This window comes from Guptibacillus algicola, assembly GCF_020171805.1.
GTDB classification, from domain to species: domain Bacteria; phylum Bacillota; class Bacilli; order Bacillales; family Guptibacillaceae; genus Guptibacillus; species Guptibacillus algicola.
In genome coordinates, this window is the sequence record NZ_JAIVAF010000003.1 from 435071 (window position 1) to 455442 (window position 20372).

A 20372-nucleotide genomic window follows, 5' to 3' on the forward strand; every position below is an offset into this window, starting at 1 on the left:
TTCTATACTCATTTTTTGTGAAGAATAAAAGGGTTTTTTAGCGAAAATAGTCCTTTAAAAAAATCCTCCTAGGTCCTTTGATCGTTCCATTCCTTTCCATCTGGGCCAAATGAATCGAATTTTATCATTTGACAGGAAGTGTAAATTCTTTAAGAGAAGAAGTCTCCTTGAGAAATTTATTCTAACTGGGGGACTTATGATGAACAAAAAGATGATTCCGATTGTAGTTTCAGGTATGTTAGTCGTTTCGGGAGGTTTGCTTGGTAATGGACAAAGTGTCGGGGCTGTAGGAAATGGTCCAGGGTATAACGGAAATGAAACGGTGAAGAACGAGCGATTACATAACTATGAGGAAATGGTCAAAGTACTCGAGAGAATTGACAAACAGTCTGAAGCACTTGAACTTGAAGTATATGGACAGTCTGTAAAGGACCGCGATCTTTACCTCGCAAAATTTGGAGAGAATGAAGAAAATCCGACGATTCTTTTTTTAACACAACAACATGGGAACGAAACGCTCACGACTGAAGGGGCGTTAAAAGTCATCAAGTACTTGAGCACGAACAGTAAGGAAGTGAGAGAACTTCTTCAACATGTTAACGTTCTCATCGCACCGAGATTAAACGTCGATGGTGCTGAAGGTGACGTGAATTTCTCTCTTGAAGATTATGCTGCAGGAACGCATACGCGCTATAATGCGAATGGGGTGGATCTGAACCGCGACCACGTGGATCGAAACCAGCCTGAAACAAAAGCACTGCATCAGAACGTCCTTCAGAAATATGAACCTGAGTATATGGTTGATCTTCACCATCAAGGAACAGAAACGACTCTAGGAGACACTGATGAACTGGTATCAGGTTCGATTCTCTACCCAACGAATCCAGACGTTGATGCTGATGTCAGAGAAAAGTCTAAAAGGCTCGGTGGCGTTATGTATAATGCGATCGAAGCAAAAGGGTACGCTACGTTATCAAAATATGTAGGGGGAACAGCTCCTACCATCAGTCGAAATGGTCTTGCGGTTGAGTATGGCATTTCAACGCTTCTATTTGAAATGAGAGGTATGGCTGACCATTATTACGAGCCATATATTCTAGGTCAAAAAAGTAACGGCTATCTCATCAACCAGGCCGTAACAGGGATGAAAGCTGTCATCAAATCGATTGCGGATGGCTCAATCGAAACGCAAGATACAACATTCTGGGATACACTCCCTGAGAGTGGCCATAAGGATAGCGAATAAATTACTGAACAAGGAAAAGCGAGGCCGAGATGGTCTCGTTTTTTTGTGTAGGAAAAGAAAGTGACTTTTTAGAAAATACTCTTTATTTCCAAAAACTAGTATGTCTATAATATAGCTATTATACGAAGATAGTGGAGGATAGAAAGATGAACCCAATATTAATGGATATCCGTACTGAACTAGAGACTGAGCGATTAACGTTACGAATACCGATGCCAGGTGATGGAAAAGAGATTAATGAAGCCATTTATTCTTCGATGGAAGAACTCTCGCCATGGGTAGGATTCGCTAGAGAAAATCCAACGGTCGAAGATACAGAAATCAATGTGCGTGAAGCACATATAAAGTTTTTGAAGCGTGAAGGCTTGAGGTTTCTTATTTTCGAGAAAGAAACAGGTAATTATGTCGGCACGACAGGTTTGCATAACCTTGATTGGGATGTCCCAAAGACTGAAATTGGCTACTGGATTAATACAAAATACAGTGGAAAAGGGTATATGACGGAAGCTGTTCGGAGGCTTTCCGCATTTGCGGAGAAAGAATTGAAGATGAAGCGCTTAGAGATTCAATGCGATATCGAAAATAAAAAGAGCCGCGCAGTACCTGAGCGACTCGATTTTACCCTTGAGGCGATATTAAAGAATGATGATGTTCGTTTAGATGAATCAGGATTAACCGATACGTGTATCTATGCGAAGGTGTTTTAGGAAACTCCGCTATTGACCTGCTGTTGCGATCGTTAGAGATTGATTTCCTTTCACTTCAGAGACTGCGAAGTTGGAAGATTGTGAGATTAGGTTTGAACGATAAATCATCTTATCCGTAATTCTAGCAGCGTTTTGTTTATCTGCTAGTGTGACAGTGCTGTCATGAATGACGGCAGGGATCAGCGTCACTTCATAGTTGTCCATCAACACATCGATCTTAGCGATCACTGTGTCAGCGCTGTCACCATCTACATAATCCGGGAATAAAAAGTTACCGAGTGAATACAGTATTGGTTTTCCGTTATAGTACTCCATCCCTTGAAGCACATGAGGATGTGACCCGATGATGATATCAGCACCAGCATCGATCATAGTATGAGCGAAGTTTCTCTGGCTAGCACTCGGCTGAATAGTGCGTTCGGTTCCCCAGTGGAGATACACGATCGTCGTATCGCAATTGGCCGCTGACTTTTTGATGTGTTCAATCACACGATCTTGCTGGTAACCGCTTGCAAGTCCGCCATCTTCATTTGCGTACCATGAGATTGCGGGTAATACTTGTGAAAAGCCAAGAATATCAATTTTATGATTATTGATTGTGTCGGAATAAGCACGGTACGCTTCGTTTTCGTTCTTACCCGCTCCGATATAGTTCAAGTCTGCTTGTTTCAGTAAATCGATCGTTTCGTATAAACCCTCTCTACCGAAATCCATCGCATGGTTATTCGCAAGGGACACGAGGTCAAAACCAGCGTCCTTCATCGCTTTTGCCGAGGCAGGCGGGGATTGGAACGTATAGAGCTTGTCCTGTTTATGTCCTGACGTACCGATTGCAGTTTCTAAATTTAATATGGACAGGTCAGAATCTTTTATTAGTGGTGATATATGTTGAAGTGGGTAGTTTGGTCCTTCTGTACTCATCGCTGTTTTGATTGACCAGTCGAACATGACGTCGCCGACAACGGTAATGTTATAGCTTGACGCTTTACTAGAAAGCTCTTTCGATAGCTCTCTCGTAATTTCTGTATGAGCCTGCGAGTTGACTGCTTCTGAACTTTTGGACGGGTTTACGACTACTAGACTTAACACACCAACGACGAGCAAAAGACTTACTAGAATAACCAATCGCTTCATATATTCACACCTCATAGTTTTGTGAAAATTCGTAGTTCAAGGTAAATTATAACATGGAAATAATAGTCTTAAGATCTATTTTTAGTAATTTATTGGAAAGTATAGCTATTCCAAAAAGAAGGTGATGAGATGAGAAACGCTTTTGTTTACGCAGCATTATTGCTACTACTTGCTGGTTGCAGCATGTCGGCTTCAGTCGATGATGAGCATCTGGCTTATATTTCACATGAACAAGAGGACGAGCACGAAAAGATGTATCGTGAGATGGGGATAGGGATTCTTTTAAACTATAATCTACGATTAACAAAAGCTGATGAGACTTGGGTGAACGTTTGGGTCGAAGGATTCGAAGATGGAAAGCCGATGTCGCCACTTCACATCGCTGAGCTATCCTATGGTTTCGCAATGGACGAGACACAAGAAGGAAATATGGGGTTCGGCATTATTCAACCTGCTGAAGGAGAAGAGCTTTTTTCTCTTTATGCACCGGGAACGACGAGTGCACCTAAGAAAGTTTCAAATAATCCGATTGATCCAGAAATGCCTTACGGATGGGGATACACGATGGACGAGGAAATCACGCTTGACTCGGGAGATACGAAAGTCATTGGTGTTTATTATCAAAGTGGTAAGAAAGGCGAGATCAGAAGCGTCGATGTTAAAAGCGAGGAAGGCATTGAGCGGATGATTACGGACGAAAATGTTGTGTTGCTTCTAAAGATAAAAGTAGAGCAAAAAGAACCGGAAAACTAAACTATGTTAGTATTTAGATAACTTGCTAAAAGTTGGGTGAACGATGCGTGAAAAATGAGCAGATATATAGAGTAGGAGGATGTAGATGTTAAGTAAACAAGGGTTTGATTTATGGGCGAATGAGTATGATCGCTCTGTACAGGTGAGTGAAGAAAGCAATGAATATCCATTCGCTGGTTATAAGGAAATCTTAAACGCGATTTATAACGAAGTCATGTCTTCAAATCAGGCGAACGTGCTTGATATTGGGTTTGGCACTGGTGTGTTGGCAAGCAGGTTATAAGAAGCGGGACATGACATTAACGGCATCGACTTCTCAAATGAAATGATTCGAATCGCACAGTTGAAAATGCCTTATGCTACGCTAATCGAATGGGATCTTACGAATGGGCTGCCTGAACATTTCAAGCAGAAAGAGTATGACTTTATTATTAGCACATATGCTCTTCACCATATTTCTGATGATGAGAAAGTAACGTTCATTAAAGAACTTCTTCCCAAGCTTTCTGAAGGTGGGAAGATGCTGATCGGCGATGTTGCATTTGAAAACAGAAAGCAACTAGAAGAATGCCGAATTGACAATCTACATCACTGGGACGAAGATGAATTTTACTTTGCTTTTGATGAGTTGAAGGCTGCTTTAGAGGGGTCTTGCAAGCTCGAATTTCACGGATTTTCACATTGTGGTGGGGTTATCCAAATTTCAAAATAATAATTAAGGATGGAAGCTGATGAATTCGGCTTCCGTTTTTTCGTTGGCAGGATATCCTAAGTTCTTATCGAATGAATACCTTTATCCTCTCGTGAGGTGATCCGTATAAGCCTAGCTCTTTCTGCATCTACTGTTATATCCCTAATAGAAAGTGAGCGTGCACTATGAAAACGTGGTTCTGCGCTTGTTTAGTACTTTTTCTTTTGACAGCTTGTTCGTTTGAAGTTAGTGATCCGAGCTCCACTGTATTGCCTGAAGATGAACGAGTGATCGAAGAAGGGGATCGGTATTTGGGTGAGATTATTTCGTTGAAAGGAAATTTCCTTGATATCCCTGACTCTATAGAAGAAGAAAGAGATGCTGTGGAAGTGCAAATCGTTTCGTATGATGTTGAGGCTGATGATCTGACTAGTCATACGATCATGACTGATGAAGAAGCCTATCTTTCTTTCGCCAAAGAAACTGATAAACATAGAGACTTATGGTATTTGTTTAGTGACTTGATTCCTTCTGAAAACCGTGAAATGGTCAAAGAGTTTTTGATTTTTACAGATGGGCGAGATGACGTTCTCGGCTATGTCGAGCCATTAGATAATTCAGATGAATGGGTGCTCGCAATTGATTATGAAGATACTGTGAATGAGAAAGACTTCTATTACACGCTGGTACATGAATACGGTCATCTCTTGACCTTAAAGGACGATCAAATCGATCAAGAGGATTTAGCAGATGAGGATGCCGTCGAGGAAGCATTCATGGCCTGTGACTACTATTTTGCCTTTAACGGATGCAGCAGGCAGAATTCGTATATGAATGCGTTCTTTGAGACGTTCTGGGCTGATTATTATGATGAGTGGCTCGATCAAGACGTGGAATGGGATGAAGAAGCGCAAGTGGCGTTTTTCGAGAAGTATCCTAATCATTTTTCTACAGACTACGCAGCAACACATCCAGAAGAAGACATTGCTGAAGCGTGGACACATTTCATCTTTTCGACGAAACCTACAGGGGAAACGACCGCTGATCAGAAGATTGCCTTTTTTTATCAGTTCTCTGAATTGGTCGAACTCAGGAAGAATATTTTATTAAAGTTGAGTGATTCTCTGAAGGAGCAATAAGCCTAGGACAAAAAGGTTCTCGGGTTGCTTTTTGCATGCTTTTATGAAATACGTGAAGAATTCGCCCATTAATGGTAAAATAAATGATTGTGTAAAGCTGTTTCTTATAAAAGAATGTGATGTGCCGAAATAATGAAGATTTTAGACACGAACAGTTTTGAAGATAACTATAATAAAAATAAAAGGTTCGAGCGATCAATTTGCAATCGAACATGTTCATAAGTGAGGTAAGTAATGGATAATCAACGTGTGTTTAACGACCTGAGAAATAGTTTGCCAACAGCAGATGTCAGATTGAATGAACCACTGAATGTGCATACGTACACACAGATGGGTGGAAAAGCAGATGTTTTTGTTTTTCCTAGTGGTGCGGAAGATGCTAGAGCAGTGGTGGAGTATGCGAACGAGCACGATCTACCGTTAACGATTCTCGGAAAAGGATCGAATGTCATCATTCAGGATGGCGGAATCCGAGGAATCGTGTTGAATATTTCAACACTTGATAAAATTGAACGAACTGGTGATACGGTTGTGGCTGAAGCGGGCGCTCGTATTATCGAAGTTTCCGAATACGCGCTGAAGCAACATCTATCAGGACTAGAATTCGCATGTGGAATTCCCGGGTCTGTAGGTGGTGCTGTGTACATGAACGCAGGAGCGTACGGTGGCGAAGTTGCAGACTGCCTCGAAAGTGTCCTTGGCGTCACGAAAGACGGTCAGCTCGTTCGTCGTAAAGCGGAAGAGCTCGATTTATCTTACCGCCACAGCAATGTTGATGAAACAGGCTTCCTTGTTCTTGAAGCAACGTTCCAATTGAAGCAAGGGAATTACGAAGAAATCAAAGCAATTATGGATGACCTTACGTTTAAGCGTGAAAGCAAACAGCCACTTGAATACCCATCTTGCGGTAGTGTGTTTAAGCGCCCACCAGGATTATTTGCAGGGAAACTTATTCAAGATTCTGGTTTGCAAGGAACACGAATCGGTGGAGCGGAAGTTTCTAAGAAGCACGCTGGGTTTATCGTCAACATCGACAACGCAACAGCGACCGACTATCTCGATGTGATCCATCACGTGCAAAACACTGTAAAAGAAAAGTTTTCGGTGGACTTAGAACGTGAAGTAAGAGTGATCGGTGAGCCTTTGAAGAAAAAAGATTCAGAGCAATAGAATAGCTTTGCAAAAAGGGATGATGGGCTTCATCCCTTTTTTTCTTATTAAAAACGTGGGGGAAAGAGTGTGAGAAGAAAAATAGCTTTACCCATCGGAATCCTCTGTCTTCTTGTTCTTACCTTTGGGTTGGTTACAAATAACCTAAGTATGCGATCAGCGATCGAAAGCTGCAAGCAAATGGAGAAGCGAAGGTAGACAAAGAGTGGTTCGGGATAAATTGGAACGTTTCGTGTGAGATCAAATAAATTTGTTGAAGGAGTAGGAGAATATGAAGATTAGAGAAATTCAAGTTGCAGATGCAGAAGCGTTCTCATCACTAAGAAATACAGTAGATGCAGAATCACAGTATATGCTTTTCGAAGCGGATGAGAGAAAATACGATGTTGAACAAGAAAAGAAGAAGCTTCAGTCAATGTTGAAAAGTGAAACCTCCACGATATATGTAGCACAACAGGACGATGAACTAGTAGGCTATCTAGTTGCTATTGGGTCTGATGCGAAAAAGAAACAACACGCAGTTTACCTCGTGATCGGTGTACTAGAAAAGTATCGAGGAACTGGAGTTGGAACAGCACTGTTTAGCACATTAGAAGAATGGGCAAATGAGAGAAGCATACATAGAATTGAGCTAACTGTCGCAACACCTAACGAAGGTGGCCTTGCCCTATACAAGAAATTCGGCTTTGAGGTTGAAGGATTAAAGCGGCATTCATTGCTTATTGATGGTGAGTATGTCGATGAATACTATATGTCGAAACTGCTGTAACTTGTGATGAGGGACTAAACTTGGTGTGACACACAACGTAACAGGGAGAGAAGTATATATTAATGAATTCGTCCGTTTATAGATAAAATTGAAATTATCTCACTCGCACAATTGCGAAGTATTCTATATAACTATTAAAGGTAAAATCGAAAAAGCTGTCGAGATTTTTCTCGACAGCTTGAGCAGAACTTCTATGATTAGAAGTTCTGCTTTTTTATACGATACTTCCAGTATCTCCACCTTAATAAGGATCTGAAGGGTGACTCTTATCTTCCGCTTCACATACAGCATCATCTAACACGGAACCAATAGACTCCTTCGCTTCTTTCAGTCCGTTCATCACTCGTTCACCGTACTCCTTATCACACTGAGTAAGGTGTTCGAGCATACAATCCTGAATCTCTTCTCTGCAGTCTAGTAGCGCAGCTACGAGGTTTGATATAAGCTCCTCTTGCTCGAATTCATTAAGTCTTCGATACGTTTCTCCTGCTTGACCATAGTTGTTTTCTCGAGGAATACTCTTCCTCGATAAGTTCCCTTCAACGTAAGGTTCATGTTCGACACCAGGATTCTTTGCTTCGTTCAACCCACCGATTAAGGAAGGCTCATAGTTGATATGAGGATTCTCATCTTTCCCATAATCCGTTCTGTAATCCATTTGTCCTGCGCTCTGGTTCGTTGCAACGTGCTTCGTAGGCTTGTTGATCGGGAGTTGCAAGTAGTTCGATCCTACACGGTAACGCTGTGTATCTGAGTAAGAATAGGTTCTACCTTGAAGAAGCTTATCATCAGAGAAGTCGAGTCCATCAACTAACACTCCTGTACCAAAAGCGGCTTGTTCAACTTCCGCAAAATAATTTTCCGGGTTTTTATTAAGCGTCATTTTGCCTACCTTATACCAAGGGAAGTCCTCTTTATACCAAAGCTTTGTTGGATCGAGTGGATCAAAATCAAGCTCAGGGTGTTCACCGTCTTCCATGATTTGAACATAGAGTTCCCATTCAGGATAGTCCCCGTCTTCTATCGCCTTATACAAGTCAGCTGTCGCATGATTAAAGTTCATCGACTGTATATGGTCGGCTTCATCTTGAGAGAGGTTTCGGATTCCTTGAACAGGCTCCCAGTGATATTTCACAAGAACAGCTTTTCCTTCTTTGTTCACCCATTTGTACGCATGAACCCCAGATCCTTGCATGTGACGGTAGCCCGCCGGAATGCCCCATGGAGAAAATAAGAATGTTACCATATGCATCGATTCTGGTGACTGACAAAGAAAATCGAACATTCTCTCCATATCTTGAATGTTTGTGACAGGATCTGGCTTGAAGGAATGCACCATATCTGGGAACTTTAGTGGATCCCGAATAAAGAATACTTTTAAGTTATTTCCAACGAGATCCCAGTTGCCGTCTTCTGTATAAAACTTTACAGCGAACCCTCTTGGATCACGTAACGTTTCTGGTGAATGTGTCCCGTGAACAACCGTTGAAAATCGAACAAATACTGGGGTTTTCTTACCCGTTTCCGTAAACACCTTAGCACGGGTATACGTAGAGATCGGTTCATCTCCCACCGTTCCGTACGATTCAAAGTATCCATGAGCTCCAGCACCGCGCGCATGGACGACACGTTCAGGTGTTCGTTCCCGATCGAAATGACTGATTTTCTCAAGAAAATCATAGTTCTCAAGAGTAGTAGGGCCACGATTTCCTACAGTACGAACATTCTGGTTGTTCGTTACAGGGTGCCCCTGCTGGTTTGTTAACGTATCATCCTGATTGCGCTCATTAGCATTTCTCTTCTTTTCGTCCATCGAATCCCTCCTTAACTACAGGATTCAGTTATCTCCAACTCCATCTTTCATATTCACCTTATAGTAGAATTTATTGGTTGTTTGGTGCCGCTATTTAATAATGTCAACAAGTCTCCTGACGAATTTGAATTTGGAAAAGATTGCGAACGCTTTCTTTCGGCTTTACTATTGGAATTAACAAAGAAAACATTTCCGACAGCAAGGTAGTGACCGAGTTAGCGACAGATTTTAATAAATGATGTCAACAAGTCACTCTCGATGCCTGCGGGAGAACAGGAGGAACGACACATGAGCGATCAAGAAAAATCCGGCTTCAAAGTGAAGGTTCAACGGTTTGGTAGCTATTTAAGTGGCATGATCATGCCGAATATCGGCGCATTTATTGCCTGGGGACTTATTACTGCACTATTTATACCAGATGGTTGGATTCCAAATGAACAGTTAGCTTCACTTGTGGGGCCAATGATCACTTACTTATTGCCACTCTTAATTGGTTACACTGGCGGTAAAATTGTCTATGGCGGACGAGGAGGAGTAGTCGGAGCAACGGCGACGATGGGTGTGATCGTCGGAGCGGATATTCCGATGTTCCTTGGTGCAATGGCAATGGGACCACTTGGTGGTTTTGCGATTAAGAAATTTGATGAAGCGATTAAAGGAAAAATTAAATCTGGTTTTGAAATGCTTGTTAACAACTTCTCGGCTGGTATTATTGGTGGTTTGTTGACGGTTATCGGTTCACTAGCGATTGGACCTGTCGTACTAGGCCTGAATAAGGCACTTGCAGCAGGTGTAGAAGTAATCGTAGCTGCTGGACTATTGCCACTTGCAAGTATTCTGATTGAACCTGCAAAAGTATTGTTCCTAAACAATGCGATCAACCACGGAATTTTAAGCCCGCTTGGGATTGAGCAGGCAGCAAACGCAGGGAAATCAATCCTGTTCTTACTAGAATCAAACCCTGGACCTGGTCTTGGAATTCTTCTAGCATTCTGGGTAGCAGGAAAAGGTTCAGCAAAGCAATCAGCACCAGGTGCTGCAATCATCCACTTCTTTGGTGGGATTCATGAAATTTACTTCCCTTACATCTTGATGAAGCCTGCACTACTAATCGCGGTTATCCTTGGTGGAATGAGTGGCGTATTCACATTCGGTATTCTAAATGCTGGGCTGATCGCACCGCCTTCACCTGGTAGTATCTTTGCACTTATGATTATGACACCTCGTGGAGGGTACCTTGGTGTGATTGCAGGTGTAGTTGTTGCCACACTCGTATCGTTCCTAGTCGCATCCTTTATCCTTAAGAGATCAAATGACTCTGGTGAAGAACTAGAAGAAGCTGCAGAGAAAATGGAAGCAATGAAAGGGAAGAAGAGTAGCGTTAGATCATCATTAGGCGCGAAAGAAGAAACGACTTCTGAAGCTACTGTTAACTACAAAGACATTAAGAAAGTTGTGTTTGCATGTGACGCAGGTATGGGTTCTAGTGCAATGGGTGCGTCCGTACTGAAGAATAAATTCAAAAAAGCAGGTCTCGAACATATCGAAGTCATCAATACGTCGATTAGCAATCTACCGAATGATGCAGACCTTGTTGTAACGCATAAAGATTTAACAGATCGTGCAAAAGCGAAGCTTCCAAACGCGCATCATATTTCAGTGACGAACTTCATGAACAGCCCGAAATACGATGAGCTTGTAAGTGATCTTGGCGATAAGCAGGAGGAAGCAGCTGATAGCACGAAGGACAGTGAAGAGTCGATTCAAAAGGACATTAAGAAAGTCGTGTTTGCATGTGATGCTGGAATGGGGTCAAGTGCGATGGGCGCATCTGTTCTTCGAAACAAGTTTAAGAAAGCAGGTCTTGAAGAGATCGATGTTTCAAATACTTCTATCAATAATCTTCCTCACGACGCTGATCTAATCGTAACGCACAAGGATTTAACTGATCGTGCGAAAGCGAAGCGTCCAGATGCTGAACACATTTCTGTTCAGAACTTCATGAACAGTCCGAAATACGACGAACTTGTTAGCACCTTACAGAATCGCTAATAGAAGGATAGAGGTGACATGGCATGTTTATCTCTGCAAGGGAAAGAAGCATTTTGCAACTATTGCTTGAAACGGACGATTTTTTCACAGTAAAAGAAATCGCACAGCGACTCGAGGTAAGTGAACGAACCGTACACAGAGATCTAGCAGGCCTTGAGGATGTTGTGAATGGCTACGATTTAAAGCTAATAAAAAAAGCGGGGGTGGGTGTCCAATTCGATGGACATCCATCGAAGCGTGATGAACTCAAGCGGTATTTGTACAACTTAGACATTACAGAATACACGCAAAATGAGCGTGAAACATTGATTCTATGTAAGTTGTTAGAATCACATGAGCCGATCAAACTCGTCGGGTTAGCGAATGACCTGAGGGTGACAGTAGCAACGATCAGCAACGATTTAAACAGGGTGGAAGAGTGGCTCGAGAGTATGCAGCTTTCATTAATCAGAAGGCGAGGCTACGGCGTACAGGTCGAAGGTGCAGAAGCCTTGAAGAGGCACGCGATTAGTTCCCTCCTTGCAACAGAGTACAATGATTCTGATTTCTTTACATTATTGAAGCAATCGATTCAAAAGAAGTCAAAAGGAGATGTGATGGAGTCTGCTTCAGATCAACTCCTTGGCCTCGTCGATCGTGAGAAGCTTCATCAGGTCGAAGCAATCGTTCAGGAAGTGAACAATAACCTTCCATACATGATGGCGGATAGTGCTTATATCGGACTTATCGTCCACTTAACACTCGCGGTCGAACGAATTGAACAAGGTGAGAAGATTCAAATGGAAGGTGCATATCTCACTTCTTTAAAAGAGACAAAAGAGTTTCATTCAGCCGAAGCGATCAGCAAGCGAATGGAAGACTATTTCTCTATCCCGATTCCAGAAGCTGAGGTTGGCTATATCACTATGCACTTACGAGGCGCAAAGCTTCGAAGCTCAAGTAGTTATTATCTTGAGGAATCGAATTACCCGATCACAGTGAAGGCGAGACAATTGATTAGAGAAGTTAGTGACAGGATTGATGTTAATCTCGAGTCGAACGATTCTTTGTTCCAAGGCCTCGTCACTCATTTAGGTCCAGCTACTCATCGTCTCAATCAGAAAATGAGCATTCACAATCCGCTGTTAACAAAGATAAAGGGAGATTATCCTGACCTTTTCAACATGATCTCTGAAGCAGTTGAAAAAGTCTTTACAGGTATAACGATTCCGGATGAAGAAGTTGGGTTTCTTGTTCTTCACTTCGGTTCAGCCCTGGAAAGTTCGAACAAAAAGAACGACCTACACATTCTTGCCGTTTGCTCAAGCGGAATTGGAACTTCTAAAATGCTCGCAACACGGCTGAAGCAAGAATTTCATGAGATCGATGATGTAAAGAGCGTGTCGCTGTTTGAGTTAGAAAGAGAAGATATTCATGCTTTCGATCTTATCGTGTCAACGATTCCGTTGCCTGACATCGACAAAAACTATATTGAAGTGAGCCCATTTCTATCTGAAAAAGAAGCAAAAGGTATTCGAGCAGCTCTTCAAAAATCAACCGTTACGCATAGGAGAATTGCGCTGAAAGAAAAGGAAAGCGGCTTTGAATCTGGACATCAGGCAGTAGACTGGTTTACTAGATCAGCAGCTTACAATGAAACAGCTTCATCGATAATGAAGCACTTCGCCCTAACAGAAGGGCAAGAAAAAGACATCGAAGAATTGTTAGAAAAAGAATGTATCCGCCTTGAACAGGGTACTAGCATGACACGTGCGAAAGCAGTCACAGAAGCACTTTTAAAGCGAGAGGAAGTAGGGGGCGTTGGAATTCCAGGATCGTCACTTGCGTTGTTTCATACACGTACGCATGACATTCATAAACCGACGTTTTCCATGATCCGATTGCAGAAACCTGTGAAGCGTAAAGCGATGGATGGGGAAGAAATCGATATAGATACGATTTTGCTTCAGCTCGCACCTGAAGATGCTACGACTGAACAAATTGAGATTATGAGTTTCATAAGCACTGTCATCATCGAGACAAATGAAACGATGACATTGTTTGAAGAAGAAAACGAAGAGAGAATCCTAGTTTTTTTAGCAGAAAAACTAAGAGGTTTCATTATTGAAAAACTAAGTATAAAGGGAGAGATATACTAATGGCTAACGACATTCTATCTAAAGAAAACATTGTATTAAACGAGAAAGCAGCAACAAAGGAAGATGCCATTCGTCTTGCAGGGGAGATCCTCGTAAACAAAGGGTACGTTGAAGAAAGCTACGTTGATCAAATGTTTGAACGTGAAAAAATCACAACGACGTACATGGGGAACTATGTAGCGATCCCTCACGGAACAGAGGATGCGAAGAAAGCAGTAAACCATTCGGGTCTATCAATCGTTCAACTCCGTGAAGGCGTTGACTTTGGCGATGGAAATATTGCGAAGCTCATCATCGGGATTGCTGGAAAAGATAACGAGCACCTTGAAATTCTATCTCAAATCGCAATCGTTTGCTCAGAAGAAGAGAACGTGGAGAAGCTCATTCAAGCAGAAGATAAAGAAACGTTTATCTCTATGTTTAATGAGGTGAATTAATTATGCTAGCTGTTCATTTTGGAGCTGGAAATATCGGAAGAGGTTTCATCGGTAAGCTATTATCACAATCCGGATATGATGTGTGTTTCGTAGATATCAATGAAACGGTAATCGATGCACTGAATCAACAAAAGCAGTACACCGTTGAAATTCTTGGACAAGAGCGCGAGGAAATCGTAGTAGATAAGGTTAGAGGAATCAACAGTAAAGCGAATCCACAGGGTGTAGTCGATGCGATTGCTGAAGCTGATCTTATCACAACAGCGGTAGGACCTACAGTTCTAAAGCTCATCTCAAGCAGCATTAAAGAGGGAATCGAGAAACGTATCGAGTCTGGAAATGCGCCCGTTAATATCATCGCATGTGAGAACATGATCGGTGGAAGTACGATGTTAAAGGAAGCGATCGAAGAGCAAATGGATGAAAGTCAGCGTCCTTCTCTTTCAGAATATGCTGGTTTTCCGGATGCAGCGGTCGACCGAATCGTGCCGAACCAAACTCATGAAGATCCGCTGACCGTTGCGGTTGAACCGTTTTATGAGTGGGCTGTCGACAAGACGATGATGGTAGGGGACGTACCCGAGATCAAAGGGATCACCTACGTTGAAGACCTCGCTCCTTATATTGAGCGAAAGCTATTTACGGTTAACACTGGTCATGCGATGACTGCATATCTTGGTTATCTTGCAGGTGCAGAAACGATTAAAGACGCACTTGAGAATGACAGCATCTACAAAGATGTTAAGAGTGCTTTAGAAGAAACGGGAGCATTGCTTCAGCATAAATATAGCTTTGATCCGGAAGTACATGGTACGTACATCGAGAAGATTCTTGCAAGATTTCTGAATCCTCACCTTGTAGACGAAGTCACACGAGTTGGGCGTGCTCCAATCCGTAAGGTCGGTCCAAAAGATCGTCTGACAGGACCTGCAAGTCAGTTGATGAAAGTAGAAAAAGAGCCAACGTTCCTAGCAAAAGGAATCGCAGCAGCACTTCGATTCGATCCAAAAGAAGACGAAGAAGCAGTCCAAATTCAAGAAGTCATCCAAAACGAAGGACTTTCTAAAGCAATCACAACCTTCACTGGTGTTGAAGAAGGCTCGCAACTTTTTGAGCTCATCAAAAAGAAGTATGATGAAGTGAAATAAACGTGTTAATAGAGCTGCCGAGATTTTTTCTCGGCAGTTTTTTATGGTGTCCTCACGGTTTCGCTGATAAAAACGAAGGATCGCTGATAAAACGGGCCTTTTCGCCGATATATAGTTTGATTTCGCTGATAAAATCAAACTATCGCTGATATATGCTGAATATCGCTGATAAACCCCACCAGGAAGCTCGTGCGGACGGAAATTACACCCACAATTCGCCCCTCATATCCCCCGCAAGGTTATCTTCCTGGATATTTCAATGGTTTTGAAACTATTGTGAAGGATTAACGTATTAGAAGTTGAAGACTATCATATCAATCAACAGGACAGCGTTTGGACGTGAAATTAAGAGGTGGGGGGATTTGTTAATGGAAGAAGTAATCAGGGTTCAGCATGTATCGAAATCATACGGAAACGTGCAGGCAGTGAAAGACATTTCCTTGTCGGTAAGAAAGGGAGAAGTCTTTGGCATCATCGGTCCTAACGGCGCAGGAAAAACCACTACGATCGAGATGCTTGAAGGGATTCGAAAGCCTGATAGCGGGGAGGTTTCTGTGCTTGGATTAACGCCACATAAACAACTACGTGAATTGAATAAGAGAATAGGTGTTCAGTTCCAAGCGACAGCAATTCAGAAGAAGATGAAGGTGAAAGAAGCAATCGATTTGTTTGCATCTTTTTACCCGACTACTCAGAAAGATCATCTCATTGAGCTTTTAGGACTTGAGGAAAAGATGAATGTGATGTTTGATGACTTGTCTGGTGGTTGGAAACAGCGTGTGACGCTCGCGCTCGCGACACTTCATAAGCCTGAAATTCTTTTCCTCGATGAACCAAGTATGGGACTTGATCCTCACGCTAGACGAGAACTTTGGGGATTGATCAGTACGTTGAAAGAACAAGGGTGTACGATCGTAGTGACCACACACTACATGGAAGAAGCCGAGAAGCTTTGTGACCGCGTTGCGATGATCTATAGCGGGCAGTTAAGAGCGTTAGATACAACACAAGAGCTTTTGAATCAAATTCCTGTGCATTACCTTGCATTCGATACCGACGAGCTTGAATATGATTTCCTCATCTCCCTGCCGAACGTTGTGAGCGTAGAAGTTGAAAACCAATCGTATAAAGTGCTGAGTGAAGACCAGCAGACGACTGCGTACTATATTTTTAAATATTGCTATGACAATAACATCTTAATTAAGAACTTTAGGTTTGAAAAGGGATCACTCGATGATTTATTTGTTCACTTTCTTGAAAAGGAGGAAACAGCATGACTGCGATGGTGAAGCTTGCAAGCTTAGAGACGAAAATGTTCTTTCGAGATCGACTCAGTGTGTTCTGGACATTTCTTTTTCCAATCATCATGATTTGGCTGTTCGGCTCCATGTTTGGAGATAGCAATGTGAGTGGTCTCTCTTTTGCAGAGATGTTTGTTCCTTCCTGGATCGGTGTAAACATCGTGACGATCTCGTTCTTTACACTTGGGACAGTCTTAACAGGATATCGTGAGACTGGTGTTCTAAGGAGATACCAATCCACGCCGATTCGCTCATGGATGATCTTAGCTGCACATACGTTCCAAGGGTCCGTTATCTTTGTCATTTCTGCTTTGCTGCTCATGGTGTTTGGTATGTTGATGTACGACCTGACTCTACCTGCTTATATTGGTAGCACATTGCTTGCATTGTTAGTCAGTATACTTGCTTTCTTTCCATTTGCTTTGTTCCTAACGTCACTAGCCAAAAATACACAGGCAGCTGCAGCGATAAGTTCTCTTTGCTTAAATCTTATGCTATTCCTATCTGGCGCTGCATTTCCCCTTGAATTCATGCCAACCATTCTACAAAATGTCGCAAAAGTACTACCGCTTTACTATGTGGTGGAATTGCTCCGAGGAACATGGAATATCGGACCGATCACGGACTATGGACTTGAAGTAGGTGTGCTGCTAGGTATTTCAGTGGTTTCTACTGCGCTTGCTTCACGATTTTTCCGGTGGAGTGGCAAGTGATTCGATTAATGTTAGGGCTTTTAGTACTTCTACTAATCATAACAGGGTGTGCAGATCCTTCACCTCTAAGGTCCAATATAGAAGTAGCGTATAACCAAATGTTCGGTACAGAATTCGGTGTGATGGATCAGGTAATCGTGAAACAAAAAGAAGAAACGCTTGCAGTATTAGGAGCGGAAGAGTTTTTGGAGCTTGTCCAAGAGGCTAAAGAGAGTAAGAGTAGGGCTGAAACGTTTGATTATACGATTACTCTCCAAACCTCTGAAGCTATGAAAGAATATAGTAAAGAGCAAACAAAAGAAGTTCTTACGTATGATAGTAAAACGAAAGTGCTGTGTAGCGTTAAGGTTTGTTACGACGTTCCATCAGCTTTTCATTCTGAGGTGATCCCTAATTGACGAAACTCTTTTTACACGTAGAAGGATTCGTAGTATTGATCCTGTCTATCTATTTTTATTCTGAAATGAATGTGAGCTGGTGGCTATTCCTGTTGTTACTATTCGCTCCTGATGTCGCGATGTTTGGATATATGTTCGGAACAAAAGTAGGTTCATATGCCTATAACGTTTTACACACATATAGTCTACCATTAACTATACTTCTATTTAGTTTAATAGGAGAACAAACTCTTTTAGTAGCTATAGGACTGATCTGGACCGCACATATTGGAATGGACAGAATGATTGGTTATGGATTGAAGTCTACAGAGGATTTTAAGGTTACGCATTTACAGAAGGTGTAGGTGTGTTGGGTATGGCTGTCGAGAATGGATCGGCAGTCTTTTTGCATTACTTGCTAAGCGTTATATCTCTTAAAATGATTATTTACGAGTTTTAATTAAATGCTGGTTACTTGAGGGTACAGAATCAACAAAACGAAGCGCTTACTGGCAAAAATGTAAGCGCTTTACTATTGTCTGGGCTCTTAGAACTAGTGCATAGTATGTAAATTAAAAATTTACAAAATATTTTCATTAAAAGTATATTAAAAATTCGTCGAAAATTGTAGGATAGTGTGGAAAGAGTTACATAAAGGACATCTCAGGGAGGAAAACACGATGAAGAAATTGGGAATGATCGTAGCGTCTATCAGTATGGTACTAACTGTTATTACCCCATCGATGACGCCAAATGAGGTTCATGCAGCAACGAATGGGGACGTTGTTGTCAATGAAGTAGCATGGATGGGCACGACAGTTGATTACAATGATGAGTGGATCGAGCTTTACAACAATACTGGTAGCGCTATCTCACTAGACGGTTGGACGCTAAACTCAACAGACGGCAGTCCTTCAATCAATTTGACTGGCAGTATTCCAGCGGATGGGTATTACATACTTGAACGAACAGATGATAATACGATTTCTGGCGTTACGGCTGATCATATTTACAGTGGAGCACTAAGCAACTCTGGCGAAAACATGGAACTTCGCGATGATAGCGGGGTCTTGATCGACAACGTTGACGCCTGGCACGCTGGTGACAACGATACGAAGGCGACGATGGAACGCCAAGATCCAGGAGTAGCTGGAACGGATGCTTCTAACTGGGTAACATCGACTGGTTCTTACAGTGAAGGAAAAGGAACACCATCTTCATCTAGCACAAGCGGATCCGGTAGTGGATCTGGCGGGGCTTGTACGGATACGACTGAGCACCTGAATCAAGTTTCTGAAGCACCTGACGCAATCAACGTTTATTTCAATAAATGTGCAATGGACCAATATGCTGATCCGGGTAACGAAGCAAACTACAATGTAAATCTCGAAGATCGTCTCCTGAAGCGTATTAACGCTGCGACAACAAGCATTGATTTTGCTACATATGAGATCAATCTACCAAAAGTCGTTGATGCTTTAATCCAAAAAGCTTCTGAAGGTGTTGACGTACGAGTGATCGCGGACTCTAAAGACGCAACGGACCCTCATTATGTAGACCGTTTTAAGACGATGAGACTCTATGTTGAGGAAATGGTTCGCGGAAAAGATATGGTAGTCGGAACGGCTGACGATATTCACGTATTCTCTGATTCTCCGATGCTAGCAGTTGAAGATACAGCGCTACGTGCAGATCATAACCTACCTTCTTCACCTGATGATTTCCCACAGCGCACGATCATGGTTGGGAACACTGAGATGACTGGCTATTTATTTGTAGAAGCAGAGCAACAAACAGATGGTACGTATTATTCTCCAGCCGATCAAATGCACAATAAATTTGCACTAGTCGATGACAAATGGGTATTTACTGGAAGCTGGAATTTCACAGTGACGGGTCTCTATGGCTCTGAAGAAAACATGGCGAACGGTGTACTTGATGGTAACCAGCAGCATGTTGTGGAAGTGAATTCTTCAGAATTGTCTTCAATCTACGAAACTGAATTTAACGAAATGTGGGGAACAAGCACACTTTCACCTAGCACTTCTGATTCAAACTTTGGCTCTCGTAAAACGGATAACACACCGCATCAAGTGACAATCGGCGGTAAAACGGTTGAAGTTTACTTCTCCGCTGGGGACGATGCGGTCGGTCGCATGGCTGAACTTGTGAAAACAGAAGCTGACCTAAACACATATTTCACAATCTTCGCATGGAGTGATCAAGCTCTTGTAGATGAGTTGAAGTATAAGTGGGAAGGTTCTTACCAGGACCAGCAGGGAACACTTACTGGCTTTGATGTGAAAGGCGTATTCTCAAGTGACTTCTGGAACCAGTGGTGGTCTGCAAGTATCGAAATGACAGGACGTACCGTAACTGGAAGTCAAAATAACCCGAACATCCGCTGGGCTAATGCAGCTCCTGTGTACAAGGATGCTGAAGCACGTAAGCTTCATAGTAAAACGATGCTTGTGGATGCTGAAACAAACAGTGATCCAACAGTCATTGTCGGTTCAACTAACTGGAGTACAAACGGTAACGACGTGAACGACGAAAACATGCTGATCATTCATGATGATGCGATTACGAATCAATTTGTACAAGAGTTCAACGCGCGTTATATTCAAGCAGGTGGAACGGTAAACTAATTACCAATATGATGAGAGCATGGAATTGAAATGATTCCGTGCTCTTTTTGTTTGGATTTGAAAAAGCAAAGTCCCGTTACGAATTGTCAGTCTGTTACAATAATGGATAGAATATGTGAAGGTACTGAGTTGGGGG

Annotated in this window: 19 protein-coding genes; 17 read left to right on the top strand and 2 right to left on the bottom strand. The window is 42.2% G+C overall.

What is annotated here, in order from left to right:
- Positions 1 to 199 precede the first annotated feature (199 nt).
- The gene (locus LCM09_RS09820; protein ID WP_224882912.1) at positions 200 to 1246 is read left to right on the top strand and encodes a M14 family metallopeptidase; all 1047 of its coding nucleotides are present in this window, start codon (positions 200 to 202) and stop codon (positions 1244 to 1246) included.
- A gap of 146 nt (positions 1247 to 1392) precedes the next feature.
- On the top strand, positions 1393 to 1953 hold the full coding sequence (locus LCM09_RS09825) for a GNAT family N-acetyltransferase (protein WP_224881069.1): 561 nt from the start codon (positions 1393 to 1395) through the stop codon (positions 1951 to 1953).
- A gap of 9 nt (positions 1954 to 1962) precedes the next feature.
- Here LCM09_RS09825 and LCM09_RS09830 read toward each other — a convergent pair whose 3' ends face one another.
- Positions 1963 to 3087 carry a CapA family protein gene (locus LCM09_RS09830; RefSeq protein ID WP_224881071.1) on the bottom strand — a complete coding sequence of 375 codons (1125 nt, stop codon included), beginning with the start codon at positions 3085 to 3087 and terminating at the stop codon, positions 1963 to 1965.
- Positions 3088 to 3216: 129 nt separating this feature from the next.
- Between LCM09_RS09830 and LCM09_RS09835 the strand changes: the two genes are divergently transcribed.
- The 6 genes from LCM09_RS09835 to LCM09_RS09860 all read left to right on the top strand — a co-directional run bounded on the left by LCM09_RS09835 (position 3217) and on the right by LCM09_RS09860 (position 7609).
- On the top strand, positions 3217 to 3840 hold the full coding sequence (locus LCM09_RS09835; RefSeq protein ID WP_224881073.1) for a hypothetical protein: 624 nt from the start codon (positions 3217 to 3219) through the stop codon (positions 3838 to 3840).
- An 85-nt stretch (positions 3841 to 3925) separates the two neighbouring features.
- On the top strand, positions 3926 to 4123 hold the full coding sequence (locus tag LCM09_RS09840; RefSeq protein WP_224881075.1) for a class I SAM-dependent methyltransferase: 198 nt from the start codon (positions 3926 to 3928) through the stop codon (positions 4121 to 4123).
- 42 nt (positions 4124 to 4165) lie between these two features.
- On the top strand, positions 4166 to 4552 hold the full coding sequence (locus LCM09_RS09845; RefSeq protein WP_404800805.1) for a class I SAM-dependent methyltransferase: 387 nt from the start codon (positions 4166 to 4168) through the stop codon (positions 4550 to 4552).
- A gap of 203 nt (positions 4553 to 4755) precedes the next feature.
- Complete coding sequence (locus LCM09_RS09850; RefSeq protein ID WP_224881077.1) at positions 4756 to 5670, top strand: hypothetical protein; 915 nt, start codon at positions 4756 to 4758, stop codon at positions 5668 to 5670.
- 234 nt (positions 5671 to 5904) lie between these two features.
- A complete protein-coding gene (murB, locus tag LCM09_RS09855) occupies positions 5905 to 6840 on the top strand; it encodes a UDP-N-acetylmuramate dehydrogenase (protein WP_224881079.1) in 936 nt (311 codons plus the stop codon).
- Positions 6841 to 7111: 271 nt separating this feature from the next.
- Positions 7112 to 7609, top strand: a complete 498-nt coding sequence (locus LCM09_RS09860) for a GNAT family N-acetyltransferase (protein WP_224881081.1) — start codon at positions 7112 to 7114, stop codon at positions 7607 to 7609.
- Positions 7610 to 7850: 241 nt separating this feature from the next.
- On the opposite strand, the gene LCM09_RS09865 is transcribed toward LCM09_RS09860, so the two are convergent.
- Positions 7851 to 9422 carry a catalase gene (locus LCM09_RS09865; RefSeq protein WP_224881083.1) on the bottom strand — a complete coding sequence of 524 codons (1572 nt, stop codon included), beginning with the start codon at positions 9420 to 9422 and terminating at the stop codon, positions 7851 to 7853.
- Between the two features lie 288 nt (positions 9423 to 9710).
- Between LCM09_RS09865 and LCM09_RS09870 the strand changes: the two genes are divergently transcribed.
- The 9 genes from LCM09_RS09870 (at position 9711) to LCM09_RS09910 (ending at position 20236) form a co-directional block, all read left to right on the top strand.
- Positions 9711 to 11474: a PTS mannitol transporter subunit IIBC gene (locus tag LCM09_RS09870; RefSeq protein WP_224881085.1), complete on the top strand. Its 1764-nt coding sequence runs from the start codon at positions 9711 to 9713 to the stop codon at positions 11472 to 11474.
- A gap of 23 nt (positions 11475 to 11497) precedes the next feature.
- Positions 11498 to 13612: a BglG family transcription antiterminator gene (locus LCM09_RS09875; RefSeq protein WP_224881086.1), complete on the top strand. Its 2115-nt coding sequence runs from the start codon at positions 11498 to 11500 to the stop codon at positions 13610 to 13612.
- Complete coding sequence (locus LCM09_RS09880; RefSeq protein ID WP_224881087.1) at positions 13612 to 14049, top strand: PTS mannitol transporter subunit IIA; 438 nt, start codon at positions 13612 to 13614, stop codon at positions 14047 to 14049. Before LCM09_RS09875 ends, LCM09_RS09880 begins: the two co-directional genes overlap by 1 nt.
- Positions 14050 to 14051: 2 nt before the next feature.
- Positions 14052 to 15197: a mannitol-1-phosphate 5-dehydrogenase gene (locus tag LCM09_RS09885; protein ID WP_224881089.1), complete on the top strand. Its 1146-nt coding sequence runs from the start codon at positions 14052 to 14054 to the stop codon at positions 15195 to 15197.
- A gap of 368 nt (positions 15198 to 15565) precedes the next feature.
- Positions 15566 to 16474, top strand: a complete 909-nt coding sequence (locus LCM09_RS09890; protein ID WP_224881090.1) for an ABC transporter ATP-binding protein — start codon at positions 15566 to 15568, stop codon at positions 16472 to 16474.
- Positions 16471 to 17211: an ABC transporter permease gene (locus tag LCM09_RS09895; RefSeq protein ID WP_224881092.1), complete on the top strand. Its 741-nt coding sequence runs from the start codon at positions 16471 to 16473 to the stop codon at positions 17209 to 17211. The genes LCM09_RS09890 and LCM09_RS09895 overlap by 4 nt, the downstream gene beginning before the upstream one ends.
- On the top strand, positions 17208 to 17609 hold the full coding sequence (locus tag LCM09_RS09900) for a hypothetical protein (RefSeq protein ID WP_224881094.1): 402 nt from the start codon (positions 17208 to 17210) through the stop codon (positions 17607 to 17609). Before LCM09_RS09895 ends, LCM09_RS09900 begins: the two co-directional genes overlap by 4 nt.
- Positions 17606 to 17953, top strand: a complete 348-nt coding sequence (locus LCM09_RS09905; RefSeq protein ID WP_224881096.1) for a DUF4260 domain-containing protein — start codon at positions 17606 to 17608, stop codon at positions 17951 to 17953. The genes LCM09_RS09900 and LCM09_RS09905 overlap by 4 nt, the downstream gene beginning before the upstream one ends.
- Before the next feature lie 315 nt (positions 17954 to 18268).
- On the top strand, positions 18269 to 20236 hold the full coding sequence (locus LCM09_RS09910; RefSeq protein WP_224881098.1) for a phospholipase D-like domain-containing protein: 1968 nt from the start codon (positions 18269 to 18271) through the stop codon (positions 20234 to 20236).
- The last annotated feature ends 136 nt before the right edge of the window (positions 20237 to 20372 follow it).